Raw genomic sequence first — 23,106 nt, forward strand, 5'->3', positions numbered from 1 at the left:
AAGCGCAAATCGGCATTTTGACGCGGCCGTCGCGCTTGACGGTCGCTCTTTTCTATGTTCTTTATTTGTTCTATTCTAGTTCTAGTTGCGGTGGGGTTATTTCATGACGAACGACGCGCGCGGCGAGCGTGAGCCGGCTCAGCTCGTGATTTACAATGACGACGACACGCCGGACGAGTTTGTCATCGGGCTGCTTCGCCAGGTTTTTGGCAAGTCGGAACACGAAGCGGCCGCGTTGATGACGCGGATCGAGCGCGAAGAAAAAGCCGCCTGCGGCCCTTACCCGCAATCCGTTGCAGAGGCGCTCTTCAAGTCGGCACAGCAATATGTCTGGCTCGGCCAGCATCACCTGAAGATCACACTTGAAGAGATCAAGACTCCTTGTGAGCTCTGCGGCAAGCCTGAGGGACAGACCGATGTACGCGTCGGCAGCCGCACGATCTGGCTGTGCAGCGACTGCATTCGCGCGGCAGACACCATGAGCACGCCTCAAGAGCCGGAAAAGGAGTTCGAATACGCCTGTGACGTGCTGGATTGGCACTTTGCCAGCGTCCCTCGCAGCAAGCTCGTGACCACAATCCGCCAGTTTCCCGGGCATATGCGCGTGGACGTCCAGGCAGCGATCGACAGACTATTCAGCAAGGCGACCCGACTGTTCGGGCTGAACGAGGAACAGCGCTACGAGACGCTATCGATTTCGCGGCTCCTCCGTGAAGGCCGCAATGCGCTCGCGATTGCCCCGCTGCAATATTCCGACGTCGACGTCGGCGAGAAGAGCCAGGTCAAGTGTCTGGATAACGGACTATGGCTGTGCGAGCAGGATCATCTCCGCTATGCGGTTTTGCTCTGCGCACACCGCGAGTACAGCCGGGAGCCGGGAATTCGGATCGAGATCCTGGTGCCGTCAGGCACCGCAGGCTCGGCTCTCGTCCAGCAATGCTTCAGTGAACTGGAAGAGGCCGTACAGGCCGCGCGGACCTACCGCGGCAAGATCCTGTCGCTCGATGCCGACTCCGATTATCGCGGGCGCTCGCGCGGCATAACCGTGCACCGATTGCCGCAGGTCGCGCGTAACGAGGTGATCCTGCCGGAACAGACCCTGCGGCTGCTCGATCGCAATGTGTTGAATTTCGTAGGCATCCGCGATCAATTGCGCCGGCTCGGCCAGTCGACACGCAAGGGCATCCTGCTTTACGGACCGCCCGGCACCGGCAAGACCCACACGATCCGCTACCTCGCAACACATTTGCCCGGGCATACGACGCTGATCATCACCGCTGAACAAATCGGTCTTCTCGGGGCCTATATGAGCCTGGCACGGTTACTCCAGCCGTCGATGGTCGTGATCGAGGATGTCGATCTCGTCGCTCGCGATCGCGATGACATGGGACCGTGCGAAGAATCCATGCTGAACAAATTGCTCAACGAAATGGACGGGCTGAAAGAGGACGCGGATATCCTGTTCGTCCTGACCACCAACCGGCCGGAAGATCTGGAGGGCGCCCTCGCCGGTCGTCCAGGTCGGATCGATCAGGCCATCGAAGTGCCGCTCCCCGATGAGACCGGCCGCGGCAAGCTGGTCCGTCTCTATGGCAGAGGACTGCCGCTCGACGACGCGGTTATCGCCGAGGCGGCCCGGCGCAGCGCGGGTACAAGTTGCGCTTTTATCAAAGAGTTGATGCGACGGCTGGCGCAGGCGAGCCTCGCGCGCGATGGCGGTAACTCCGTCATTTCCGCCGATATCGACGAGGCGCTCGACGACATGTTGTTTTCCGGCGGGCGGCTGAATGCACAGTTGCTGGGAGGCGCACAGGCGATGGCGGCGGGATGAGACCGCCGCAAACGCGGTCGGCGTCCCACGACCTCACGGCGCGCAGGTAAAGCTTGCCGCCTCCGTCACCGGGCCGCTCTTGTAGTGCGGCCAGGCCGGCCAGCGGCACAGCGGTAGCGCGCGAAGCGTCGCAAACGACGGTGCCTCGACCTTCTGCTCGGCGACTTCGAGGTCGCCGGGCGCCTTGCCCTTCTCGACCCAGTCGACCAGCGCGCTCAGCATGTCGATATTGGCCGGCGCGCCGGAGCCGACATGGTCGACGCCGGGCGCGGTGTAGAGCCGCGCGAACTCCGCCGTCTCGGCCTTGCCGAGCTTGCGTTCGACGCTCTCGAAATAGCGGATGCCGGCATAGGGGCTCTGCGCATAGTCGGCCATGTGCTCGAGCATGATCAGCCGGCCGCCGCGGCTGCGAAAGCGGCTGAGATCGGGATCGGTGGAATCCATCAGGCTGGAGACCTCGAGCAACCGCGCCTTGTGCTGTTCGGGCTTATACGTCGTCACGTCGAGCTTAGGATCGCGCGCGAACACATATTGAATCCCGCCGGCGCCGTAGATCCAGGCGATGCCGTTATTGGCCGCAGGCGGTTGCGCGGGCGGTGCCGTGCCGAGCCACCACGCGACCCAGCCGCCAGTCGGGCCAACCGCGGGCGTGTCCTCACCCGACACGCCCCAGCCCGGATAATCGTCGAGGCCGTTGGCCAGCGCGAACGGGAATTTGTAGGTCGTATGCAGCGTGTCGACCGCCTTGATCTGCGCGTCGGTGAGGCACTGGTCGCCCGTCTTGCCGCTGGTGCAGCGCAGGGTCTCGACCTTGAACGCCGCCTTGCAGGCGACGGGGTCCTGCACCAGCGCGTCATCGGAGCCGTCGGCCTTGTCGCAAGCGGCCCGCACGGCGTCGCCCACGAGCTTCACCTGCTTCGGATTGATCCAGCCGTCGCCCATGGTCGCGAGACCCGAACGGGTGCCGGCATGCTGCAGCCCGACCCAATTGATGACGGGCACGCGGGCAAAAATGCCGTCGAAGTCGTCGGGATAGCGCTGCGCCATCGTCAGGCCTTCGCGGCCGCCTTCGGACGAACCCATAAAGTATATCTTCTCAGGCCTTTTGCCGTAGGCGCGCTCCATCAGCGCCACGGCCACGTCCCGCACCTTCTTGTAAGCGCGGTGCGCAAAATTCTCGAAGGCTTCGTCGTTGAGCGCAAAAAGCTGCGGCGGCTCGCCCGGCTTGGACTCATGTCCGGAATCGGTGCCGTAGGTGACGAAGCCGCGCGCCAGCGGCGACGGCTTGTCGAAGGGGTAGGCCGGCGGCAACGTCAAACCGGTGATCAGCACGCCGTTGAAGCCGCCGCCGCCATATTGCAGCGAGCGGCCGTTCCATTCGACGGGAAGATTGACCTGAAACTTGATCGGTGGCGCCTTGGGATCGGTGGGATCGATATGGCCGAGCACTTTGCAGAAGCCGGGATTGGCGGGCGTGACGCGCCCCGACGGCGTCGGGCCGCGTTCGGCCACGGCCAGTTGCGACGGCGCCTGCAACGTTGCGGAATCGATCTTCACGGCATCGGTCCCGCCGACGAGGCCCTTGCAGACCGTGTCTGCATCCTCGGCCATGGTCGCTGCCGACGCGCTGCTTGCGCCCAGCGCAGCTGCCGTACCTACAAGCAATGCACACAGCTTCGCACTCGCTCGCGTCATCGTTTTCACCCCGGCCTGTTGCGTTCGACAGTTGGCCGCATTGAATGCAACCTTCGCTCCTCCGTCAATCGCTCATGCCAGAATTCCGTTCAGAACGATCCCAACGCGCCGCCCAAAACGATCACGGCCACCAGGGCCAGCAGCGACGTCACGATGCCGACCATCACGATGTCGAAATAGCTGTCGCGATGGGTCAGGCCACAGATCGCGAGCAGGCTTACCACGGCACCATTGTGCGGCAGGATGTCCAGCGTCCCCGAGCCGATCACCGCGACGCGGTGCATCAGCGAGAGGTCGACGCCGGTGCGCGCGGCAAGGTCGACATAGGTCGGGCCAAGAGCGTCGAGTGCGATGGTCAGGCCGCCCGACGCCGAGCCGGTCAGCGCAGCGAGAATATTGGTCGCGACCGCGAGCGAGACCAGCGGACCGCCTTCGATCGCAAGCACCCAGTCGCGCACCGTTTCGAAAGCCGGCAGCGCCGCGATGACCGCGCCGAATCCGACGAGGCTTGCAACGCTGAGTGCGGGCAGGACCGATGCATTGGCGCCGGCGTCCATGGTCTGCCGCAACGAGGGAAGCCGGGTCCAGTTCAGCACGATGGTCGCGACGATGGCCGCGCCAAGTGCGACACTGACCGACCATACGCCGGCGACCGCGGCCAGCGATATTCCGCCGAAGCGCTGCTCGCTCAGATACGACACATCGAGCCGCGGCAACACCAGGAGTGACATCACGAGATTGACGGCCACGACGACTGCCAGTGGCAGGATGGCGCTCGCCACCGGAGCAGCCCCGTCGCTGCGGCGACCGTGCCGGATCTCGGCCGGATCGAACTCGCGTGCGGTCGTCGCGCGCTCGCGGACCAGCTCGTCATCGGCGGCGTGCTCGGCCGCGCCCCGCACGTCCTCGCCATAACCTTCTCCGGCACGGCGGGCCGCAGCCTCGGCTCGCTGCAGCCACCACAGGCCTGCGCCGAGCATGATGAGGGACGCGACGATACCGAGGCCTGGCGCGGCAAACGGCGTGGTGCCGAAGAACGGCATCGGGATCGCGTTCTGGATCGACGGCGTGCCCGGCAGGGCCGACATGGTGAAGGTCGACGTCCCGAGCACGATCGCGGCCGGAATCAGCCGGCGCGGAATCGCGGCCGCGCGGAACAGTGACTGGGCCATCGGAACGATGACGAAGAACGCGACGAACAGGCTCACGCCGCCATAGGTGACAAGCGCGCCGGCCAGCACGACCGCGAGAATCACGCGTCGCTCGCCGAGGCATTGCGCCATGAAGCCCGCCACGGACCTCACCGCGCCGCTGTCGTCCATCAACTTGCCGAAGACGGCGCCGAGCAGGAAGATCGGGAAGAACTGCGCCAGAAACCCCGCCGCATTCACCATGAAGATCTGGGTCAGGTTCGCGAGCAGCGGCTCGCCGCCGAACAGCGCCGCGACGAGCGCAGCGAACGGCGCGAGCAGCAGGACGCTCCAGCCGCGGAAGGCAAACAGGACGAGCAGACCGAGCCCGACGAGAATACCGAGAAGACCCACGCCTCAGCACTCCGCCAGGAGGACGTCGAGATCGGCGGTCGAACGCTGGCCGATATCGGCGCCGTGCTCGTCGAGAAACGTCTGCGCCGCCAGACGTCCCTCGGCGCGCAGCATCGAGACGAACTCCCATTCCGCGTTGAGCTTCGACGACGCCCCGAACTTCGCCAGCATGTCGCTCTTGACGCGGTGGGTCCGCATCTTTGCCCAGCGCGCGCCCTCGCCGCTGCCGGGGTCCGCCGCCTGGCGCAGCAGCGCGATCATGCGCAGCTCCTTCATCAGCGGCGAATTGAACGAGATCTCGTTCAGACGGTTGAGAATCTCCGCAGCCGTCCGCGGCTCCTCGAACGTTTCAGTCGGATTGATCTGCACCAGGATGGTGTCGTGCGCATCGCTCTCGCGCACCAGCGGCGTGATCGTCGGGTTGCCGACATAGCCGCCGTCCCAATAGGGCTCGCCGTCGATCTCGACCGCCCGGAACATGGTCGGCAGGCAGGCCGATGCCAGCAACACATCCGCCGTGATCTCCGCGTTGCGGAAGATGCGTCCGCGCCCAGTGCGCACCCGCGTCGCGGTGATGAACAGCTTGATGGGTGAGCTCGCGAGCCGCTCGAAATCGATGCTCTCGGCCAGCACTGCGCGCAGCGGATTGTAACCGGTCGGATTGAGATCGTAGGGCGACAGCACCCGCGACATCAGGTCGGTCAGGATGTAGAAGGGCGACGTGTCGAGCGTCCAGCGCCCCATCAGCCGGTCGAGCGGCGAGCGCTGGAGCGGACTGAAGGCCGCGGCCTTCGAAACGCGGCGCCAGTATCTTTCGAGCGCGTCGCGCGCGCCCTCGGCGCCACCCGCGATCCAGCCATCCGCCAGCACGGCCGCATTCATCGCGCCCGCCGATGTCCCGGAGATCGCGGCGATGGTGAGCCACTTTTCTTCCAGGAGACGGTCGAGCACGCCCCAGGCGAACGCGCCGTGCGAACCGCCGCCTTGAAGCGCGAGATCGATCAGTACGGCGTCCCGTTCCATGGCGGCACTCACGCAACTGAAACTCAAATTCGACGCGATTTGTCACACGTCGTCGAACACCAATGGCGTACTGTAGGGAGCTTTTGCTGCGAGATGCAACTGGAACGTGGGACCTCCCGCGACCTGGCCTAGTGCTCGAACACCAGCCGCGCGCCGACCGTGCCGTCGAGGGCGCGGATCTGCTCCAGCAGCGCGCCTGAATCCTGGCCGCCGAGGTCGGCATCGAGCACGACGTAACCGAGGTCGCCGGCGGTCTCCAGATATTGCGCGGCGATGTTGATGTCGCGCTGGAGGAAGACCTCGTTCAGCCGGCGCAGCATGCCCGGCACGTTGCGATGGACGTGGCTGAAGCGCGCGCCGGAGGGCCGCAAATGCAGCTGCACCTCCGGGAAATTCACCGCCCCCGTGGTCGAGCCGGTGATGAAAAAATCGACCAGCTTGCGCGCCACCTCGCCGCCGATGCGCTCCTGCGCCTCCTCGGTCGAGCCGCCGATATGCGGGGTGAGGATGACGTTGCCGAGGCCCTGCACCGGGCTCTTGAAGCGGTCTGAATTCGAGGACGGCTCGACCGGAAACACGTCGATGGCGGCGCCGGCGAGATGGCCATCGCGCAGGGCCGCCGCCAGTGCTTCGAGATCGACGACGGTGCCGCGGCTGTTGTTGATCAGGAGGGAGCCGGGCTTCATCGCCCGCAGCTCCTTCTCGCCGATCATGCCTGATGTCTCCGGCGTCTCCGGCACGTGCAGGCTGACGACGTCGCTCTGCGCCAGCAGCTCTTCCAGCTTCTCGACCGGTTCGGTGTTGCCGTGACGGAGCTTGTCGGTGCGGTCGAAATAGATCACGCGCATGCCGATCGCCTCGGCCAGCGTCGAGAGCTGCGAGCCGATGTTGCCGTAACCGATAATGCCGAGGGTGCGGCCGCGTACCTCGCGGCTGCCGGTCGCCGACTTGTCCCAGCCGCCCTCATGCGCCGACACCGAGCGCGGGAAGATGCGCCGAAGCAGCATCACGATCTCGCCGATCACGAGCTCGGCGACGCTGCGCGTGTTGGAGAACGGCGCGTTGAACACGGGAATGCCGCGCTTGCGCGCCGCCAGCAGATCGACCTGGTTGGTGCCGACGCTGAAGCAGCCGACGGCGAGAAGCTGGTCGGCCGCCGCGAGCACCTCATCGGTGATCTGGGTGCGCGAGCGGATGCCGAGCAGCGACACGCCCTTGAGCGCCCGCCGCAAATCTTCGCCGTCCAGCGCCTTGGTCAGGCGCTCGACATTGGTGAAACCCGCAGTTCTGAACAGGTCCACGGCGCTGTCGTTGACGCCTTCGAGCAGCAGCGCCTTCGCGTTCCGCTCAGGGCTTTGGCCTGGGGCTGGCATGAAATCTCCGTGGGTCACAGCTTTGCCGCAGCTCATAGACCGCGGGGGATGCGCAGCACAATAGGGTTTGGATACGGGGAGAAGATGGCGGTGCGGTCGTCAGATGACGTAAAACCCGTGCGTTCCGTCAAGACGCAGTTGTTCGACCAGGCCGTATTCCCATTCGAGATAGGCCTGCATCGCACGCTCGTCGACGCCGGTGCCTTCATAGGGGCGGCGGTAGCGGTGGGCGGGATCGGGCTTGGGCAGGACGCGCGGCGGGCCGATTTCGAGCGCGCCGTCATAGCCGCCTTCCCGCACATAGACCTCCCAGCCCATCTGCGCGAGCCAGGACGCCGTCATGTCGGCGCGGACGCTCTTGTCGTCGGTCAGAACAATGTGCGCGCCGCGCACCGGCGCCGCCATATCGGTTTCCTGGACGAGCTGGCCGCCGGGATAGTGGCGGAAGCCCGGAAGATGGCCAGCGGCATATTCTTCCGCGTCGCGCACGTCGAAGCGATAGAGCGTGCGATCGGTCTGCGCGACAAGCGCAGCCATCTCGCGCGCGCCGATATGGCGGACACCGGCGCGATAGGCGACATCGCGTGCATTGGCCGGGCCGCTTTCGAATGGGCCGATCGCGCCGCGCCGGTCGGCACCGTGGTCGAGCGTATGCCGCGCCAAGGTCCAGCCGATGGTGCCATTGCGGAGCGCGCGGACCTTGTTCGGCACGCCGGCATTGATCAGCGATTGCGTGCCGATGATCGAGCGGGTGCGGCCGGCGCAATTGACGATGATGGTGGTCTCGGCATCAGGCGCGGCCTGGCCCGCCCGTAGCACCAGCTCCGCGCCGGGCACGCTGACCGAGCCCGGAATGTTCATGGTGGCATATTCGTCGAAGCGGCGAACGTCGAGGATGGCGATGTTGGCCTTGTCCGCGATGAGTTTTGCCACCTCGTCGGCACTGAACGAGGGCGTGTGCCTGCGCGATTCGACCAGCTCGCCAAAGGCCTTGGAGTAGGAGTTGACGTCCTCGAATACTTGATAACCCGCAGCGCGCCAGGCCTTCAGCCCGCCATCGAGCGCACAAATATTGGTATAGCCGAGTGCGGCAAGCCGTTCGGCGCCGGGCGCGACGAGCCCCTCCCCGTCATCATAGAGCACGATCGGCACATTTTTACGCGGCAGCTTCACCTCGGCTTCGACCGCGATCCGGTCCGCGGCCATGTTGGCGGCGAACAGCGGATGACCGGTGGCGAAACCAGCCTCATGCCTGAGATCGAGCAGCGCGATTTCCTCGCGCAGGAGCAGCGCGCGGCGGATATCGGCGGGAGTGACGGTCGGGATCGTCATGGGGCGGCTAACCATGGAGGGTTTCGGACAGGAGCGTTTTTGGCCGATCGGCGCCCGATTGACCAGCACAATCGAGGCATACTGTCCCTGCCTGGCAATGCCGCAAATCCCAGTCGTCCGCACAAAGAATCGTTTTTTCTGCAGGATCAGACGGGCTACAGTTCTGCCTCAGGCTGGGGGGCGCAAGATGAGAATCACGAAATTCCTGATAACCTTCCTCGTGCTGCCAAGCATGGCGATGGCGACATTGACCGATGCAGAGCGAAAATCACAATTCGAACGAGCGATGGCTGCGATTATCGCGGCGGCAACCCCCGCTTTGAGTACCTCTCGCGATACGCTGATCAAGGACTACGTCGCCTGTAAGTCCAACAAGGGACAAGCAGTAGAGCTTGTCGGTGCAAGCTATTTTCGTTCCTGCGAGCATGAAGACGCGTCTGTCACCGGCGACCGTTCGCTTGAAGCGTGTCAGCTGCGCTACGGCAAGCCATGCGCTCTGCTGGCTGTGAATGAGGAGATCGTTGTGGAGGGCGAGATGATGTCGAAAGACATGCCGCGGCTGCACTATGCAGGTAAGTACGACTTGTCGCAGATTCCGATCATCCGGCGGATCACGCGGCAGCGCCCTGACGTGCAGAACTACGACAAGGCCATGGAGCCCAAGGCGATCGCGATCCATCCTTGGGGCAAGCTGTTCATCTCGGCAGGGGATCCCAGCCTGAAGGACGCTCAAACCTCTGCGCTGGCGAAATGTAACAGCGATCCCGCGCGGAATGGCCGAGATGGCGGCTGCTTCGTCTACGCCATCAACACGGACGTCGTCATCGACGAACGGCGCATGCAGGCGAAATGACATGAGGACGGCGGGTCATCCCGGCGCCGCAGCCTGCGGCGCGACAGATAGAGCAGGACGCCGGTGACCGCGAACTGCGGCATCAGCGCAGCCGCGAGCATGAACGCGAGCTTGCCGGGCCAGCCCAGAAATGCGCCGCGATGGATGTCGAGCAAGTTCGCGATGATCTTCTCGCCGAACGTCTTGTCGGCGTAGCATTCCGCGAAAACGAATTTGGCCGGTGACGGCATCGACGCGGAATTCGCGGCCACGCCGGTGATCTGACGCTCCCAGCCCTTGGCGTCGCCGGGAATCAGCAGCCAGCGGTGCAGCCTGCGCACGGTGGCAAAAAATTCCTCGCCGCGCGGCGCGCCCAACACGCGCGCGTCGTAGGGATCAACATAGAGCGAGGACGGCCGCGCGCCCTGCTCGTCGCGAGCGAAGCGCACATGCACCGCGGCGGACGGGTCGGTCGCCAGCGCGCGAATTCGCGGCAACGTCTCGCGGTTTTGCGCGATCTCACGCGGTGGCGGGAACCATCAGCTCGTCGAGCTTCCGCTTGAGCGCGGTGCCGTCGGACAAGGCCCGGAGCGGCGGCCGCACGCGCAGCCAGCTCGCATCGCCCGTCTGTGCCGCGAGGATGGCTTTCAGCGTCGTGAGGAAGGATGGGGATTTCACCACGATGTCGACGGCGGCCTGCATGCGCGCTTCGACATCCTTGCCGTCGACCATTGCCTTGACCAGCTCCGGCGCGATGTTGGCCATGCCGCAGATGGTGCCGGCGCCGCCGGCGGCGATCGCGCGGGTGATGTCAACCTCGTTGCCGACGGTGATGGCGAGCTCGGGGGCGGCGGCACGGAATGCCTGGAACTGCTTGAAGTCGCCGCTGGAGTCTTTCAGCCCAGCAACCATCTTGCCGTAGCGCTTGCGCAAATTCGCGGCGACGCTGGTCGGGATCGCAACACCCGAGATCTGCGGGATATGATAGAGGTAGGCACGCAGGCGATCGTCGGCGACGCCGTCGAGGACCGCCGCAAAGGCATCTTCGATGCCTTCAGGGCTGACGCTACGGTCGAAGTAAGGCGGCAACAACAACACGTGGCGCAGGCCGAGACCGAGCACGGCGCGCGTCAGCGCGATGCTGTCGCTGATCGCGGGGAAGCCGCCGCCGATTCCAATTCGTTCCGGCGCCACCCCGGCCTTGAGCACGGCCTCGATGGTCGCGACGCGCTCGGCGACACTGAAGGAGGTGCCCTCGCCGGTGGTGCCGAACAGCACGACGCCATCGACGCCCTTGCCGAAGAGTTGCTTGGCGTGAGCGGCGAGCTTTGCGGAGTCCACGCTGCCGTCGGTTGCCAGCGGCGTCGCTGACGCTACCCAGAACCCGCGAATTGCCTCCGTCATCACACCCACCTGTTGCTGCGGCTTCGGACCAAGCCTCGGATCTCGAAGGATCTGAGGAGGGCTTCCCGAGCCTTGTTTTTGCTTTACTTTTCGTCTTGTACCTTACATACAAGAAAGGCGCAAATCTTTTCCGCCATCCCGGCGCGCGTGAGACGCAGCCAGATTCCGAGGAGGTCTCGCATGAACATGGTGACCCCCATTGGGCGGCCCGACCATTTGCTCGTCGCGTTGCGCGACAAGCTCGGCGCCGCCGCCGTGCTTGTCGGCGCCGACGTGCCTGCCCGCAATTGCAACGACTGGAGCGCGAGCCTGCCGCAAACGCCGCTCGCAGTGATCCGGCCGGTCGACGCGCAAGGCGTTGCGGATGCGATCGCGACCTGCCGGCAGGCGCATCTGCCGTTCGTGCCGCAGGGCGGATTGACCGGGCTGTGCCGCGGCGCATCGCCGGAAGCAGGTTGGGTCGCGATCTCGCTGGAGCGCATGAGCGGCATCGAGGAGATCGATCATGCGTCGATGACGATGACGGTGAAATCAGGCACGCCGCTGGAGACGATCCAGAAGGCCGCCGACGAAGCCGGGTTTTTCTTTCCGCTCGACCTCGGCTCGCGCGGCTCCTGCGCGATCGGCGGCAACCTCTCGACCAATGCCGGCGGCAATCGCGTGATCCGCTACGGCATGACGCGCGAGCTCGTGCTCGGGCTCGAAGTCGTGCTGCCCGACGGCACCATCATCACCAGCCTCAACAAGCTGATGAAGAACAATGCCGGCTACGATCTGAAACATCTGTTTATCGGCTCGGAAGGCACGCTCGGCATCATCACCCGCGTGGTGCTGCGGCTGTTTCCAAAACCGCGCTCGACCATGGCCGCGCTCTGCGCGCTCAAGGACTATGCCGCCGTGATTGCGCTGCTCGGCGCCGCGCGCAGCGGGCTCGGCCCGCTGCTGTCGGCGTTCGAGGTGATGTGGCCGGATTACTGGGACGTGATCACGAATCGCGCCGGCGTCAAGCCGCCGGTCGCCGCACGCCACGGCCTCTACGTGCTGGTGGAAGCGCAAGGCACCGACGAGAGCGTCGACGCGCCGCGCTTCCAGAACTGGCTCGAACAGCTGATGGAACGCGGGCTGCTCGCCGACGCCGCCGTGGCGCAATCGCTGGCGCAGACGCAAAGCTTCTGGCGCGTGCGCGACATCTGCGCCGAGTTCGGCCAGGTGCTGGGGCCGCACATCTCCTACGACATCGGGCTTGCGGTGGCGCGGATGGACGAGTTCGTCACGCGCTGCAAGGCCGCGCTGGCTGACAGCATCGAGGGATGCGAGAGCGTCTATTACGGCCATATCGGCGACGGCAATCTGCATCTCGTCTCCTGGGTGACCGGCCTTGCCGTCGAGCAGCAGCCGAAGGAAGCGATGGACGCGATCATCTACGGTCTCGTGCGCGAGATGGGCGGCAGCGTCTCCGCCGAGCACGGCATCGGCACGCTGAAGAAGAAGTGGCTGGGGCATGCCCGGAGCGAGGCCGAGATCGCGCTGATGCGGACGCTGAAGGCCGCGCTCGATCCCGACCATCTGCTCAATCCCGGCAAGGTGATCTGAGGGAGCCTATGCGATCGATGAAGCTTGATGCGCCGAAATCGCTGTCCCAGCGGGTGATGCAGCGGCTGCGTCAGGCTATCATCGACGGCGAGTTCGCGCTCGGCGCCGCGATCTCCGAGGAGATGGTGGCAAACTCCTTCGGCGTCAGCCGCACGCCAGTGCGCGAGGCGATGGGCCAGCTGCAGGCGCAGGGCCTCGTCGTGATCCGGCCGCAGGTCGGCAGTTTCGTGTTCACACCGAGCGCCGAGGACATCACTGCGCTCTGCACCTTCCGTATTGCGCTGGAGCCCAAGGCCGCCGAGCTCGCCTACCACTGTGATCGCGACGGTGCGATCGCGACGATGGGCGAGGCGATCGCGGCGATGGAGCCGGCGATTGCGGCCAAAGACAATATCGCCTATGGCCGCGCCGACGCCACCTTTCACGAAGGGCTGTTCGCCCATTGCGGCAACCGCTATCTCGCCGAATCCTATCAGCTCGTCTCGGGCCGCGTCGCCGCACTGCGCACCAATTTGACCTCGCCGATCGACGTGCGCACCCGCACGTCCTTCGACGAGCATCGCAAGCTGCTCGACTTGTTTTCCCGCGGCGAGTTCGCCTCCTTCGCAGCGCTAATGACCACGCACGTCACCAATTCGGGCCTGGTCTACGCCAGAGCGCTGAAGGTCGACTGAGCGCTGCTATCGCGCGCCTTTCGAGCCAGGCCTGTCCAGGAATTCCAGCGCGGTGTTGATCTGTTCGAGTTGATGCTCGATTTGGTCGCGGTCCTCGACCGACGGCGCCTTCTCGAGCTGCTCGACGAGCTTTTGCTTTCGCAACAGCAAGTTCTCTATGACTGTACTCACGAGTTCCCCATCCGCCAGAGAGCGCGCGCGAACCGGGCCCGGCGCAAACCCTGCATCAGAATGTTCGTTGAGACGGATGGTTCCTGCGATTGAACCACAACACATCCATTGGAACCGAAGGCCGCGACTGCTTCACGCCCGCCGTCAGATCGAGAAGATCCGCGACAAGACGCCCGGCTTCACCGGCGTCATCTCCGACATCGGCGGTCCCACCGCCAACATGTACCGGATGGCGTGCAAGGATCCGAAGGTCGAGGCGGCGTGCCGGCGGCCGTCCTGCGTCTTCCCCGAGATCTGCCCGAACCTCAACACCTCGCATGACGATCTGATCCGGCTCTATCGCAAGGTGCGCGAGACCAAGGGCATCAAGAAGGTGATGGTCGCCTCCGGCGTGCGCTACGACCTCGCGGTCGAGAGCCCCGAATACATCAAGGAGCTCGTCACCCATCACGTCGGCGGCTACCTGAAGATCGCGCCCGAACATACCGAGCGCGGCCCGCTCGACAAGATAATGAAGCCGGGCATCGGCGCCTACAACCAGTTCAAGCGGATGTTCGATGCCGCGGCCGAACAGGCCGGCAAGAAATATTACCTGATCCCGTATTTCATCGCGGCGCATCCCGGCACGACCGACGAGGACATGATGAACCTCGCGCTCTGGCTCAAGAAGAACCGCTATCGCGCCGACCAAGTGCAGACCTTCCTGCCCTCGCCGATGGCGACCGCAACCGCGATGTACCACACCGGCGTCAACCCGCTGCGCGGCGTGCGCCGCGGCGGCAGCGACAAGGTCGAGGCGATCAAGGGCCTGCGGCAGCGCCGCCTGCACAAGGCCTTCGCTACCACGATCCCGACAATTGGCCGGTGCTGCGTGAAGCCCTGAAAGAGATGGGCCGCACCGATCTGATCGGCTCCCGCCCCGAGCAGTTGGTCCCAGCACACCAGCCGCCCGGCGCCGGCAAGGCCGCGGGTACACGGCGGCCGGTTCGTCCCGGAGACAAGGCGCAGCGGTTTACGACCAAGGGTCTGCGGATAACGAAGTAGCGGCAAGCAGGATGCGATCGGGTTTCAGCCTGACGCTTTCGTGCCCTCCAAAACAAATATGTCGAAAACAACCCCATGCACAGTAGCCGGCATGAGCGGGATCAATGGCTTAGGCGGAGTGCGAATTCGTCGCCTCGTCAGGCGAAACAACGAAAGCCGCAAATTAGCTTTTGACGAAATAATTGACCCGTCGGGCAAAACAGGCGCAGGATGGCAACGTCGCGGCACGCGGGACAGGGCGAGCCTCCACCGGTACTCCGTATCGAGATTCTCAAGCTTCACACTACAATCCCCCACGCAGGCTGTTCCGTGCCTGTTCGACGCGCTGAAGGAAGCGAGGGTCATGTTCCAAACGATATTCGAACCAGTCCTCCTCCGATTTGAATCCAACCCGCACGCCTGCCGGCTTGCCGTGACGCGTGATGATGATCTCCTGCATCTCGGCCTCACGAAGATAGCGGGACAGATCGCCTTTGATCTCTCTGAGAGCGAGGCCTCTTTCGCTCCGGATTTCCGAACTGTGCCAGCCATGACTCAACCTCCGATTTGGCGATGACCGCCAGAATTTCGACGGTCGCGCCGGAATCACCGTAAAGTGCTCGGACGTCCACGACATAGCCTGCATTGAGGTCGACGCAATCCCCGCAGCCTCTTGATCAGTCGCAACTCCAGATCGGCATCCGGCTAGGCCGACGTCACGGCTTTGCCGATAGTACCACCGCAACAGCAGCGATAAGCATCAAGCCAACAAGGCACAAAAACGCTTTGCGCCTAAGCGCCCTTCGAACGTCCAATCGCTGCGCACACGTCGGGCAGAGTGACCGTAGACCAAAATAGCTTCTGGTGGAGGGCACCTTGATCCCAGCAAGAACCGCGAAGACGACTAGGAAGAGAGACGGGGGAGAGCTGAACAAGCCCGCTACGCTTGTCCCAGTCCTAACGTTTCTTCGGACGCCCTGTCCTTTTGCCAAAGACGTTCCACAATGATAGCAGCCCGCCATGGCTGAACCTCGCTATCTACATCGATAGTATTTTGCGTTACCCTTAGCGCTCGACCACGACAGCGTTATCCCAGAAACAGCAAAGTTGATTGTGGCTGGCCACTTGTCAGCTCCAACCTGACAATGGCCTCGTACCGTCCAACCAGATCGGCTGGGAAGGAAGGCATCGAAAGTGCACATACCTCCCTCCGTCCGAGCCTCTTGAACCGAGATCATGAGTTGGGTGCCGTCCGTACATGCTGGATCGGCAGCCCAGCCGCCAAGAAATGAGCGATTGCGAGCGATTGCCCGTGGTGATTGTAACGCCTGAGTTGTCACCGTGTCCAAACGAGTGTCGGACGGCAAGTGATTGACGATCTTGAACTCACGCAGTCCGCTGAGAGCGCCGGTACTCCACGACGGCTCAATAGACGTTGTAAATCCGAGGTCCTTCAGCCGGCTGATCGCGGGATCGGGAATCGCGACGTTTGGGGTCGTTTGAGCAACGCTTAGGCTGGGATCAGCTGGCGGTTGCGGCAGAGGTTTGATTTCACGAGGCGGATCGAGCAGCGGCACCACCAATGGAGCAACTGGCGCCTCTACGGCGTTCTTTTGTGGCTCTTGAGGCGGGCGTTCGATCCGCGGTGATGCCGGTTGTATCAGATTTCCGACCTGCGCCGACGCCGTGGGTTGCGCAGGCGTCGTACTGGGCAAACTCAAATTCGGCTGACTATTGTTCAATGCGATATTTGGAGCAGCTGAAGGTGCGCTTGCCGTAGCTCGAGGTGCAGCAGACGTTGAGGAAACCCTAGCCGAACTAAGGCCGTTGCTATTCGCACCAGCGACGACGAAAGCCGCAAAGCAGACTACTCCAAACACCCAGCGTCGGGCCGCGACGTCACCGAACACCCGCCCCTTTTCGTCAGCTTCAGCCTGCTTAAACTCAACCCAAATCGCCTTCGCCCTAGTGGTCAGATCGGTCCGCGCTCGTTGGACTTCGGCCGCGACCGTCCTGACTGCGATCAAGTCAGCCTTCAAGGCGGTCTCGATAGCCAAGCGTCTTTGAGCAATATCGGACTTCACCTGAGCGATGTCGCTGGGGTTGATCGGTTGACTGGGATTGAAAACGAAGCGTCGCTCAATATCTGAACGCCAAGACAATAAGAGCCCAGCGGTTGCCGATCCGAAACCAGGAATCTGTTCGATTCTTTGTCGTGAGATATCCGCTGCGGTGTCAATGCCATGCGACCGCAACGTCGCTTTCCTTGCGCTGCCTACGCTCCTAATTTTCGCCTTTACGAGGCTAAAGCGCTCAAGAAAATACCTGAGCTGCATCTCGCGCTGCCGGCGCGACAAGTCCGCCAAGCGCCGCGTTTCTTCGGTCGGAAGATCGTTGTATTCGCGAATTTTCGCCTCGGATTGCCGTCTCGCTTCGTTAAAGCGCGACGCGTCTCCCTCGGTCCTGTAGCGCTGATCTACCTGATCCCAAGCCCGTTTGAGCTGATGCGAACGAGGACCATTGGCATGCGGCTGGTTCGGATTTCTGAGCGCGAAGAATGCGGACGCGCCGAGAACTCCTAGCCCAATCAAGGGTGGAAGATGTCCCAATCTTAAAAGAACCGCCGCCGCAACGCCACTGAGGGTTGATATCGCGAACAGCCCTGCAGAACTATCAAGCGAGCCCTTGTTCTGGCCGCTTGGCGCACCCTGAACGATCGGCATTGCTGAATACAATGACGGCGCGCCTCCGGGATCAGTCACCCCACGTATTGCAGCGATGAGTTGGCCGAGGTCCAGCGGGGTAATCGTACTGATGATGAGGGGGGATGGAAATGCAATGAAGCCCGGGATGGCTTTCTCGAGCTCGCACCAAGGACAATTTGGTGCTGACGAGAAGTAAGAGTGACCCGCCGTCGCAGCGCACTTGACTAGCTGCGTCTCGGCACGCTGCAAAAGCGAGATCCAATCGGCCGGCTTGGGTCGTCCACTATTTGCTCCACCCGGGCCGAAGCAAGCCTCAAATGCAATCGCCAGCTCCCTTGGGACGTAGGAGAGCGTCGGCGCGAATGGTGGAGGCTCTGTTTGGGTACGGGACTTTTCCGAAGAGTATGCAAAACGGTATTCAGCGATCGCGCGCTCTTCGGGCATGTCGCCGCGACCAAGATATCGACCAGAAAATGGATGCCGCCCTAGAAACAGCAAACTGAAGATGGCGACGCCCAACCCAAATGCATCGTGATTTGGCGTGCGCTGAATATTTTCGAGCGACTTCGCCTGCAATTCCGGCGGGGTGTAATCAGGCACTCCTACTGCGCAGTAGAATGTTTTGCCATCCTTTGAGAACTGAAAAGAATCGCAATCGATAAGGGTCGCCGTGGCGTCAGGACCAACCAAGATACCCGAGTGATTCAAATCGCCTATTACGCAGCCCGCCGAGTGCACGGCGGCTACCGCTCTCGCAATATTCAAAGCTGTTCGAAGCAAGAGCCTATAGTCCGCGTTCGGAAATTCATTGCGCCGACTTGCTGGCGAATACAATTGGTGAACCGGCTTCTGATTCCCGATGCGCCGCATCGTGAACCCCGCGAACGTGCCGCCACCCTCAAACAACGGAGAAATCGGAAACGCCGCGCTGGCCACCTTCGCCTGCATCCCAGTAGCGACCATGGCAGCGATCTTTTGCTGCCGTTCCCGCGCTTTATCGGGGTGATATATTTTAGCGACGAAGTCTGGCTCGCCGATTATCTCGAACACAGCCCCTTCGCCGCCGCGCCCCACCAGCTTACCGAGTGGGACCGCTTTCCTCTGCTGATCAAAGATGCTCTTGAGACGCGACATTGAGACTTCGACGTGCCAGCAATAGCGTTTTGTCGTCATCGGTCCTATCGCAGACGGCCGGACCGTTCAAATAATTGCACAAATGTCGGGACAAGTTGCGATTCTTCCCAATCCCGTCGGACTTGAAGCCGGAAAACATTTGGTTGAAGAAGGGTGGGAACGCCGTGAGTGTCGAGAAATTTAGAACAAGATGCTCGATCCCGTCTGTAAAGACAGCCAGTTCAGACACGGGACCATCGATATCGTTCAACTGAAATGAGGGCTCTGGGTCGTCCGTTACAAAGTAGGTTGTTGATGCATATTCCCCGTGTGAGGGCCAGCTACCAACAGCCCACTCCTCGGAATCGGACAGGCGATAGACAACCGCCCCGTCACCGACATGCAGGACTTTGGCTTTCCCGTCCCCGATGATGCAGCCGACCAGCGTTGCGGCAAAGTCGCGGGGCGTGAGCCCGGCAGATCTTGAAACGATCTCGATCCGTCCACGCATGTCGTCGAGCCAATCGCTTACAACTTCGCGAGAAAGGTCCGCTAATATTCCCCCGCTCTGCAGATAGCTCCTTACGTTCCGACAAAAGGCGCGGACTATGATACGAGAACCAACAGACGATCGCATCGCAGATCCAGCGCCATCGGCGCAGACCGCGACCAGCGCGGACTCATTTCTGCCTCTAACAAAGATACAAGCGCCCGAATCGTCGCAACTTCGGTTTATCCGGATATGCGAAGTACCAATTGCGCTCGCCGAAATCCATTCCCAACTGGGTACGGTCATCCCGCTGTAGCCCACCCGTCAGGAGCCGTGGGGTTCTGTAGCGGCACTTGATCGCCCGGATTCGATTTGGAGACAGATGAAAGCGAAGCTGAGAGCCATTGAAAGAATTCTTTGAATTGAAGGCCCTTCAGCTTCAAAGGCTCACGGGTTGCAATCGCACGCAAAGTGCCGGAATCAGCACCTTCCACGCCCACCGCATAAAACATAAAGGATTTAGCGGCCTCTCCTTCGTGAACAAGCTGGGTTGCACGGCTTACGGAGTCCGTCGGTGATCCATCAGTGATCAAAAAGACCCAGGGACGGTAATGCTTGACCCCGGCAGACCGGTAGGTGGCTTTTCTCTCCCTCAGCATATCAAGCGCTCTCTCGATTGCCTCTCCCATCGGAGTAGCACCCGCGCTTTCGATCTGTTGGGGATAGAAATTATGGACCGTCGCAAAGTCGGATTCGACCTTAACAGGGCCGAACGTGACGATGGCGACCTCGACGCGCTTGGCCGCCAAGCTGTCCATCGATAGCTCGTCGCGAAACGCTCGAAGACCGTCGTTGAGTTGCTGTATAGGAGCGCCGCTCATCGAGCCAGAATTGTCGAGGACGAGAATAACCGGGCATCGATTCTCAGGATTTTCTACGAACTCCGCAGCGTTAAATGGCTGTTGCGCAAAATCAGTCTCTGACATGTTTGCTCCAAAATATCGGCCAAGCACAAGCATTTCTATACGATGCGTTCGGCTTTACAACCAAAAGACGATCGGTAGGCTCCCGCTTTCGACTAAGGGAGGGGCAGGTCGTCAGGGCGCGAAGACTACCCAGCAACAATGCCAGACTGACTTTACCGTGGTACCCTCCGCGGTCACTGGCCAACGAAAATCGGACAGGGCATTTTGCGCCGAGCCGAAGAGTCCTCGCTTCTAGCGAACACGCTCGCGCCATGAGCGGGGGTCGGCAGATTGGCCGTCGCGATCGACCCCACCAAGAAGTGAACGGTGACGGCCGTGGAGACCAGAGTCAGCGGCCGTCCCCCTCGTTTCACAAACGGCATTGAGGAAGATCGGCGGCGCATAGAAGCCAAATCCCAGGCCGAGAATGGCGAGGCCAAAGGCCGCCGCAACAACGCTCGATCCATAGAACGTTCCGCTTCGCATCTTCGTCAACCGCCCGAGCTTTACCACGTGATTCTGCACAGACGTGCCGGCGCGCAGTTCGCGTCCGGTCGAAGCATGAGATCGGTGGGGCGAAATCAGTTGACCTTGCCGCCATCATGTAACATATAAAGTTGCATGAAACGAGATAGCCGATTATCCGGCGTGCTGCACGTCCTGCTACACATGGCGCAGCAGCCCGGCACCTTCACGTCCGAGACCCTGGCAAAGGCCATGGACACGAACCCGGTGGTGATCCGGCGCATCATGGCGGGCCTTCGGGACCTCGGTTACGTCCGCTCCGAAAAGGGACATGGCGGCGGCTGGACGCTGGCTTGCGACCTCACGAAGGTGACGCTGCGCGACGTCTACACCGCGCTCGGCAGTCCCTCGCTTCTGGCCATGGGCAACCGGACAGAGGCGCCGGGTTGTCTCGTCGAGCAGGCCGTCAACGCCGCCCTCGATCAGGCATTCGGCGATGCGCAGGCGCTGCTGCTGTCGCGCTTTGGCGAGGTGACGCTGGCGATGCTGGGCGACGATCTGCGCAAACGCCTCGGCTCTCGAAAACTTCAGGGCATGAGCGCACATGGCGCGTGATCGGCTCCATTCAGCAAGGACGACATCATGACCGACGTTCAGGACATGTTTTCCGATCCGCAAGCGGTGGCGAGATACACGGAAGGACCGCCACGGTTCGTCCCGGGCTACAATGCCATGCTGTCCATGGCGGCGATTCTTCTGGCCGAGCGTGCGCGTGAGGATGCGCGGATTCTCGTGCTCGGCGCCGGCGGCGGCCTCGAATTGAAGACGTTTGCGCAAGCGCAGCCGCGCTGGAGCTTCGACGGTGTGGACCCCTCCGCGGCGATGCTGGCGCTTGCCGGGCAAACCCTGGGCCCGCTCGCATCGCGCGCCTTCATCAGGGCTACATCGACGATGCTCCGCAGGAATTGTTTGACGGCGCCAGCTGCTTGCTGACGCTGCACTTCGTCGACGTCGAGGAGCGACGCCGCATCGCCTCGGAGGTCCGCCGACGGCTCAAGCCGCGCGCAGCTTTCGTGGTCGCCCATTTAAGCGCGCCCGATGGCGATGAGGAGCGCCCGCTATGGCTGTCGCGGTACTCTGCGTTCCTGGCCTCCTCCGGCGTCGAGCCCGAGCAGGCCGCGGCCGCGCGGAACGCCGTTACCAACCATCTGGAAATCCTCACGCCCGCGCAGGATGAGGCGATTCTGCGCGAGGCCGGCTTCTCCGAGCCGACCCTGTTCTACACCGGGTTCACCTTCCGCGGCTGGGTGGCCTACGCGTGAGGTGGCCCGGCTTCAACGCGGCTGAGCATCATGCAAAGCCGGATGGACCCGGGGGTGCGGTCACAATCTATGAGTCGCGACATAGGCCGCGTCCGTTCTGCCTTCAATACCGGACATCGCCAGCTCGCCCCTGCGTATCGGCAAAGGGCCAGACAGCCGACACGCAGTCGAGAGCGTAAAGCTGGCGTCCTCATCGTGACGGTCAGAATGGAGCGCGTCGAAGTCGGACACTCGGACACGCCCTGGAGCCTTAGTTGTGTCAGTTGCAGCCGCCGCAATCGTAACGCTGGCGCCCTTCATCTTGCGCATCAGGTTGGCGATTGGAAGAAGTCCATGACGATCGAGGGCGCGCCGGCGTGGTCCGTCATCGCAGCAACTCGCTGTCCCGCACGCCTTTGGCGTGGCCCCGACGAAAGCCGGCGTTGTAGGCGGCCGCTGACCCGAGAATGGCGATAAGGAAGATGATCACTGCGACTATGGTCATCGTACCCGCGCAAGAGAGCTTTGACGTCTTCCGGGCCGTGAGAACGACAAAGGGATTCCACTACTGGAATCCCTTTCGCCACAACTGAATGTTGTCGCTTAGAAGTGGTAGTTCACACCGGCGCGCACGGTGTGAAAGCGGGTCTGTTCCGTGAGCGAAATACCACCCGGAAATCCGACGCCACCGCCGAGCGCGGCCAGCGCGCTGAGGTCCAGATCATCCTTGCCGAGATCGACGTACAGATATTCGGTCTTAAAGGACCAATTCTGGGCGATCATGTATTCGAGGCCGGCGCCAACAGTCCAACCAACTTTCGTGTGCGAGCCTAGGTCCACCAGATAGCTGGTGGAGGTCTGTCCGTAGGCAAGACCGCCCGTCGCGTAAACGACAGTGCGTTCCCACGGCATGACACCGACACGTCCGCGGACCGTACCGAAGTAATCTACGGTGGTTCCGATCGAGCCACCCAGACCACCGCCACCTCCGCCGGCAAAAGCGCCGAGGCCGAGACTGCTGTTGATGTTACTGCCCTGAATGTCGGTTTCAAAACCCCACAGGAACTGCCCGGCCTGCCAGTTGTAGCCGATCTGAGCGCCGCCGAAAAATCCATTGCTCTTGAGATTCAGAGAGCCAAGCCCCGCGCCGCCGAGCGCAGCGGCATCAATGGCAAGAGCCGACTCACCACCGGCGTATCCACCGTTTGCGCCAACATAGAATCCTGTCCAGCTCGACACTGGCGCCGCATAGGTGGGCGCCTTCGAATAAAGGTCAGCGGCCGATGCCGAGGCAACCATGGTGAGCAATGCCGCAGACGTCATCAAGAGCTTCTTCATAACACTTCCCATTTTTCTTTTTTCAACTCAGCATGCTTGTCCTCCGCATGAAGCGGGCGCGCAAGGGCAAATAGGACACGCATCCTAGGAAAGCGAACCTATTCGCACTTGTAAGATCAGGTAGTTGTTTGAACGCCATCGCGAGGCGACGCAAATGCAGTCCGACATCTGCTTTGGGTCAAAAGCAGCTGTTGGCCAATCCGTCAGGCGGCGTCAGGCTTCCCCCAAACAGCA

17 protein-coding genes and 3 pseudogenes are annotated in these 23,106 nt (G+C 62.5%); 7 read left to right on the forward strand and 13 right to left on the reverse strand.

Features of this window, described 5'->3' with window-relative positions:
• Positions 1–103: 103 nt before the first annotated feature.
• Positions 104–1,831: an ATP-dependent Clp protease adaptor ClpS gene (locus IVA74_RS33485; protein WP_247351381.1), complete on the forward strand. Its 1,728-nt coding sequence runs from the start codon at positions 104–106 to the stop codon at positions 1,829–1,831.
• 33 nt (positions 1,832–1,864) lie between these two features.
• On the opposite strand, the gene IVA74_RS33490 is transcribed toward IVA74_RS33485, so the two are convergent.
• The 5 genes from IVA74_RS33490 to IVA74_RS33510 form a co-directional block, all read right to left on the reverse strand.
• A complete protein-coding gene (locus tag IVA74_RS33490) occupies positions 1,865–3,526 on the reverse strand; it encodes a tannase/feruloyl esterase family alpha/beta hydrolase (protein ID WP_247351383.1) in 1,662 nt (553 codons plus the stop codon).
• 89 nt (positions 3,527–3,615) lie between these two features.
• A complete protein-coding gene (locus IVA74_RS33495) occupies positions 3,616–5,070 on the reverse strand; it encodes a GntP family permease (RefSeq protein WP_247351385.1) in 1,455 nt (484 codons plus the stop codon).
• Positions 5,071–5,073: 3 nt separating this feature from the next.
• On the reverse strand, positions 5,074–6,093 hold the full coding sequence (locus IVA74_RS33500) for a patatin-like phospholipase family protein (protein ID WP_247351388.1): 1,020 nt from the start codon (positions 6,091–6,093) through the stop codon (positions 5,074–5,076).
• A gap of 128 nt (positions 6,094–6,221) precedes the next feature.
• Entirely contained in the window at positions 6,222–7,466 is a 1,245-nt protein-coding gene (serA, locus tag IVA74_RS33505; RefSeq protein WP_247351390.1) for a phosphoglycerate dehydrogenase, read from the reverse strand.
• Between the two features lie 99 nt (positions 7,467–7,565).
• Positions 7,566–8,798: a rhodanese-like domain-containing protein gene (locus IVA74_RS33510; protein ID WP_247351392.1), complete on the reverse strand. Its 1,233-nt coding sequence runs from the start codon at positions 8,796–8,798 to the stop codon at positions 7,566–7,568.
• A 13-nt stretch (positions 8,799–8,811) separates the two neighbouring features.
• Between IVA74_RS33510 and IVA74_RS33515 the strand changes: the two genes are divergently transcribed.
• Positions 8,812–9,651: a hypothetical protein gene (locus tag IVA74_RS33515; protein ID WP_247351394.1), complete on the forward strand. Its 840-nt coding sequence runs from the start codon at positions 8,812–8,814 to the stop codon at positions 9,649–9,651.
• On the opposite strand, the pseudogene IVA74_RS33520 reads toward IVA74_RS33515, so the two are convergent.
• Positions 9,597–10,109 (reverse strand): annotated as a pseudogene (locus IVA74_RS33520) (PepSY-associated TM helix domain-containing protein); the annotation flags it as partial. The gene IVA74_RS33515 and the pseudogene IVA74_RS33520 sit on opposite strands and share 55 nt — an antisense overlap.
• A 40-nt stretch (positions 10,110–10,149) precedes the next feature.
• Positions 10,150–11,034: a dihydrodipicolinate synthase family protein gene (locus IVA74_RS33525; RefSeq protein WP_247351397.1), complete on the reverse strand. Its 885-nt coding sequence runs from the start codon at positions 11,032–11,034 to the stop codon at positions 10,150–10,152.
• Positions 11,035–11,214: 180 nt separating this feature from the next.
• Here IVA74_RS33525 and IVA74_RS33530 point away from each other — a divergent pair, with 180 nt between their 5' ends.
• Positions 11,215–12,627 (forward strand): FAD-binding oxidoreductase, encoded by a 1,413-nt coding sequence (locus IVA74_RS33530; RefSeq protein ID WP_247351399.1) that lies wholly within the window; start codon positions 11,215–11,217, stop codon positions 12,625–12,627.
• Positions 12,628–12,635: 8 nt separating this feature from the next.
• Positions 12,636–13,301 (forward strand): GntR family transcriptional regulator, encoded by a 666-nt coding sequence (locus tag IVA74_RS33535; protein ID WP_247351401.1) that lies wholly within the window; start codon positions 12,636–12,638, stop codon positions 13,299–13,301.
• A 6-nt stretch (positions 13,302–13,307) separates the two neighbouring features.
• On the opposite strand, the gene IVA74_RS33540 is transcribed toward IVA74_RS33535, so the two are convergent.
• The gene (locus IVA74_RS33540) at positions 13,308–13,472 is read right to left on the reverse strand and encodes a hypothetical protein (RefSeq protein ID WP_247351402.1); all 165 of its coding nucleotides are present in this window, start codon (positions 13,470–13,472) and stop codon (positions 13,308–13,310) included.
• Positions 13,473–13,614: 142 nt separating this feature from the next.
• Between IVA74_RS33540 and IVA74_RS33545 the strand changes: the two are divergent.
• Positions 13,615–14,516 (forward strand): annotated as a pseudogene (locus tag IVA74_RS33545) (DUF3362 domain-containing protein); the annotation flags it as partial.
• Between the two features lie 283 nt (positions 14,517–14,799).
• Here the strand turns inward: IVA74_RS33545 and IVA74_RS33550 are convergent.
• From IVA74_RS33550 to IVA74_RS33565, 4 genes are all read right to left on the reverse strand, one after another.
• A complete protein-coding gene (locus IVA74_RS33550; RefSeq protein ID WP_247351403.1) occupies positions 14,800–14,955 on the reverse strand; it encodes a hypothetical protein in 156 nt (51 codons plus the stop codon).
• Between the two features lie 574 nt (positions 14,956–15,529).
• Positions 15,530–18,373, reverse strand: coding sequence for a hypothetical protein (locus IVA74_RS33555; protein ID WP_247351404.1), 2,844 nt, complete (start codon positions 18,371–18,373; stop codon positions 15,530–15,532).
• Positions 18,309–19,109 (reverse strand): PP2C family serine/threonine-protein phosphatase, encoded by an 801-nt coding sequence (locus IVA74_RS33560; RefSeq protein WP_247351405.1) that lies wholly within the window; start codon positions 19,107–19,109, stop codon positions 18,309–18,311. The genes IVA74_RS33555 and IVA74_RS33560 overlap by 65 nt, the downstream gene beginning before the upstream one ends.
• The gene (locus tag IVA74_RS33565; RefSeq protein ID WP_247351406.1) at positions 19,106–19,789 is read right to left on the reverse strand and encodes a VWA domain-containing protein; all 684 of its coding nucleotides are present in this window, start codon (positions 19,787–19,789) and stop codon (positions 19,106–19,108) included. Before IVA74_RS33565 ends, IVA74_RS33560 begins: the two co-directional genes overlap by 4 nt.
• A 600-nt stretch (positions 19,790–20,389) precedes the next feature.
• Between IVA74_RS33565 and IVA74_RS33570 the strand changes: the two genes are divergently transcribed.
• Both IVA74_RS33570 and IVA74_RS33575 read left to right on the forward strand, forming a co-directional pair.
• A complete protein-coding gene (locus tag IVA74_RS33570) occupies positions 20,390–20,848 on the forward strand; it encodes an Rrf2 family transcriptional regulator (RefSeq protein WP_247351407.1) in 459 nt (152 codons plus the stop codon).
• A 27-nt stretch (positions 20,849–20,875) separates the two neighbouring features.
• A pseudogene (locus IVA74_RS33575) lies at positions 20,876–21,555 on the forward strand (class I SAM-dependent methyltransferase).
• A 582-nt stretch (positions 21,556–22,137) separates the two neighbouring features.
• On the opposite strand, the gene IVA74_RS33580 reads toward IVA74_RS33575, so the two are convergent.
• On the reverse strand, positions 22,138–22,872 hold the full coding sequence (locus tag IVA74_RS33580; RefSeq protein ID WP_247351408.1) for an outer membrane protein: 735 nt from the start codon (positions 22,870–22,872) through the stop codon (positions 22,138–22,140).
• Positions 22,873–23,106: the final 234 nt, after the last annotated feature.

It is taken from the genome of Bradyrhizobium sp. 132 (genome assembly GCF_023074185.1).
Lineage (GTDB): Bacteria > Pseudomonadota > Alphaproteobacteria > Rhizobiales > Xanthobacteraceae > Bradyrhizobium.

Coding starts and splice junctions, on each gene's coding strand:
- IVA74_RS33535 (WP_247351401.1), top strand. CDS start 12,636: ATGCGATCGATGAAGCTTGATGCGCCGAAATCGCTGTCCCAGCGGGTG.
- IVA74_RS33510 (WP_247351392.1), bottom strand. CDS start 8,798: ATGACGATCCCGACCGTCACTCCCGCCGATATCCGCCGCGCGCTGCTC.
- IVA74_RS33570 (WP_247351407.1), top strand. CDS start 20,390: ATGAAACGAGATAGCCGATTATCCGGCGTGCTGCACGTCCTGCTACAC.
- IVA74_RS33555 (WP_247351404.1), bottom strand. CDS start 18,373: ATGACGACAAAACGCTATTGCTGGCACGTCGAAGTCTCAATGTCGCGT.
- IVA74_RS33565 (WP_247351406.1), bottom strand. CDS start 19,789: ATGTCAGAGACTGATTTTGCGCAACAGCCATTTAACGCTGCGGAGTTC.
- IVA74_RS33485 (WP_247351381.1), top strand. CDS start 104: ATGACGAACGACGCGCGCGGCGAGCGTGAGCCGGCTCAGCTCGTGATT.
- IVA74_RS33580 (WP_247351408.1), bottom strand. CDS start 22,872: ATGAAGAAGCTCTTGATGACGTCTGCGGCATTGCTCACCATGGTTGCC.
- IVA74_RS33530 (WP_247351399.1), top strand. CDS start 11,215: ATGAACATGGTGACCCCCATTGGGCGGCCCGACCATTTGCTCGTCGCG.
- IVA74_RS33525 (WP_247351397.1), bottom strand. CDS start 11,034: ATGACGGAGGCAATTCGCGGGTTCTGGGTAGCGTCAGCGACGCCGCTG.
- IVA74_RS33490 (WP_247351383.1), bottom strand. CDS start 3,526: ATGACGCGAGCGAGTGCGAAGCTGTGTGCATTGCTTGTAGGTACGGCA.
- serA (WP_247351390.1), bottom strand. CDS start 7,466: ATGCCAGCCCCAGGCCAAAGCCCTGAGCGGAACGCGAAGGCGCTGCTG.
- IVA74_RS33550 (WP_247351403.1), bottom strand. CDS start 14,955: ATGCAGGAGATCATCATCACGCGTCACGGCAAGCCGGCAGGCGTGCGG.
- IVA74_RS33560 (WP_247351405.1), bottom strand. CDS start 19,109: ATGACCGTACCCAGTTGGGAATGGATTTCGGCGAGCGCAATTGGTACT.
- IVA74_RS33515 (WP_247351394.1), top strand. CDS start 8,812: ATGGAGGGTTTCGGACAGGAGCGTTTTTGGCCGATCGGCGCCCGATTG.
- IVA74_RS33500 (WP_247351388.1), bottom strand. CDS start 6,093: ATGGAACGGGACGCCGTACTGATCGATCTCGCGCTTCAAGGCGGCGGT.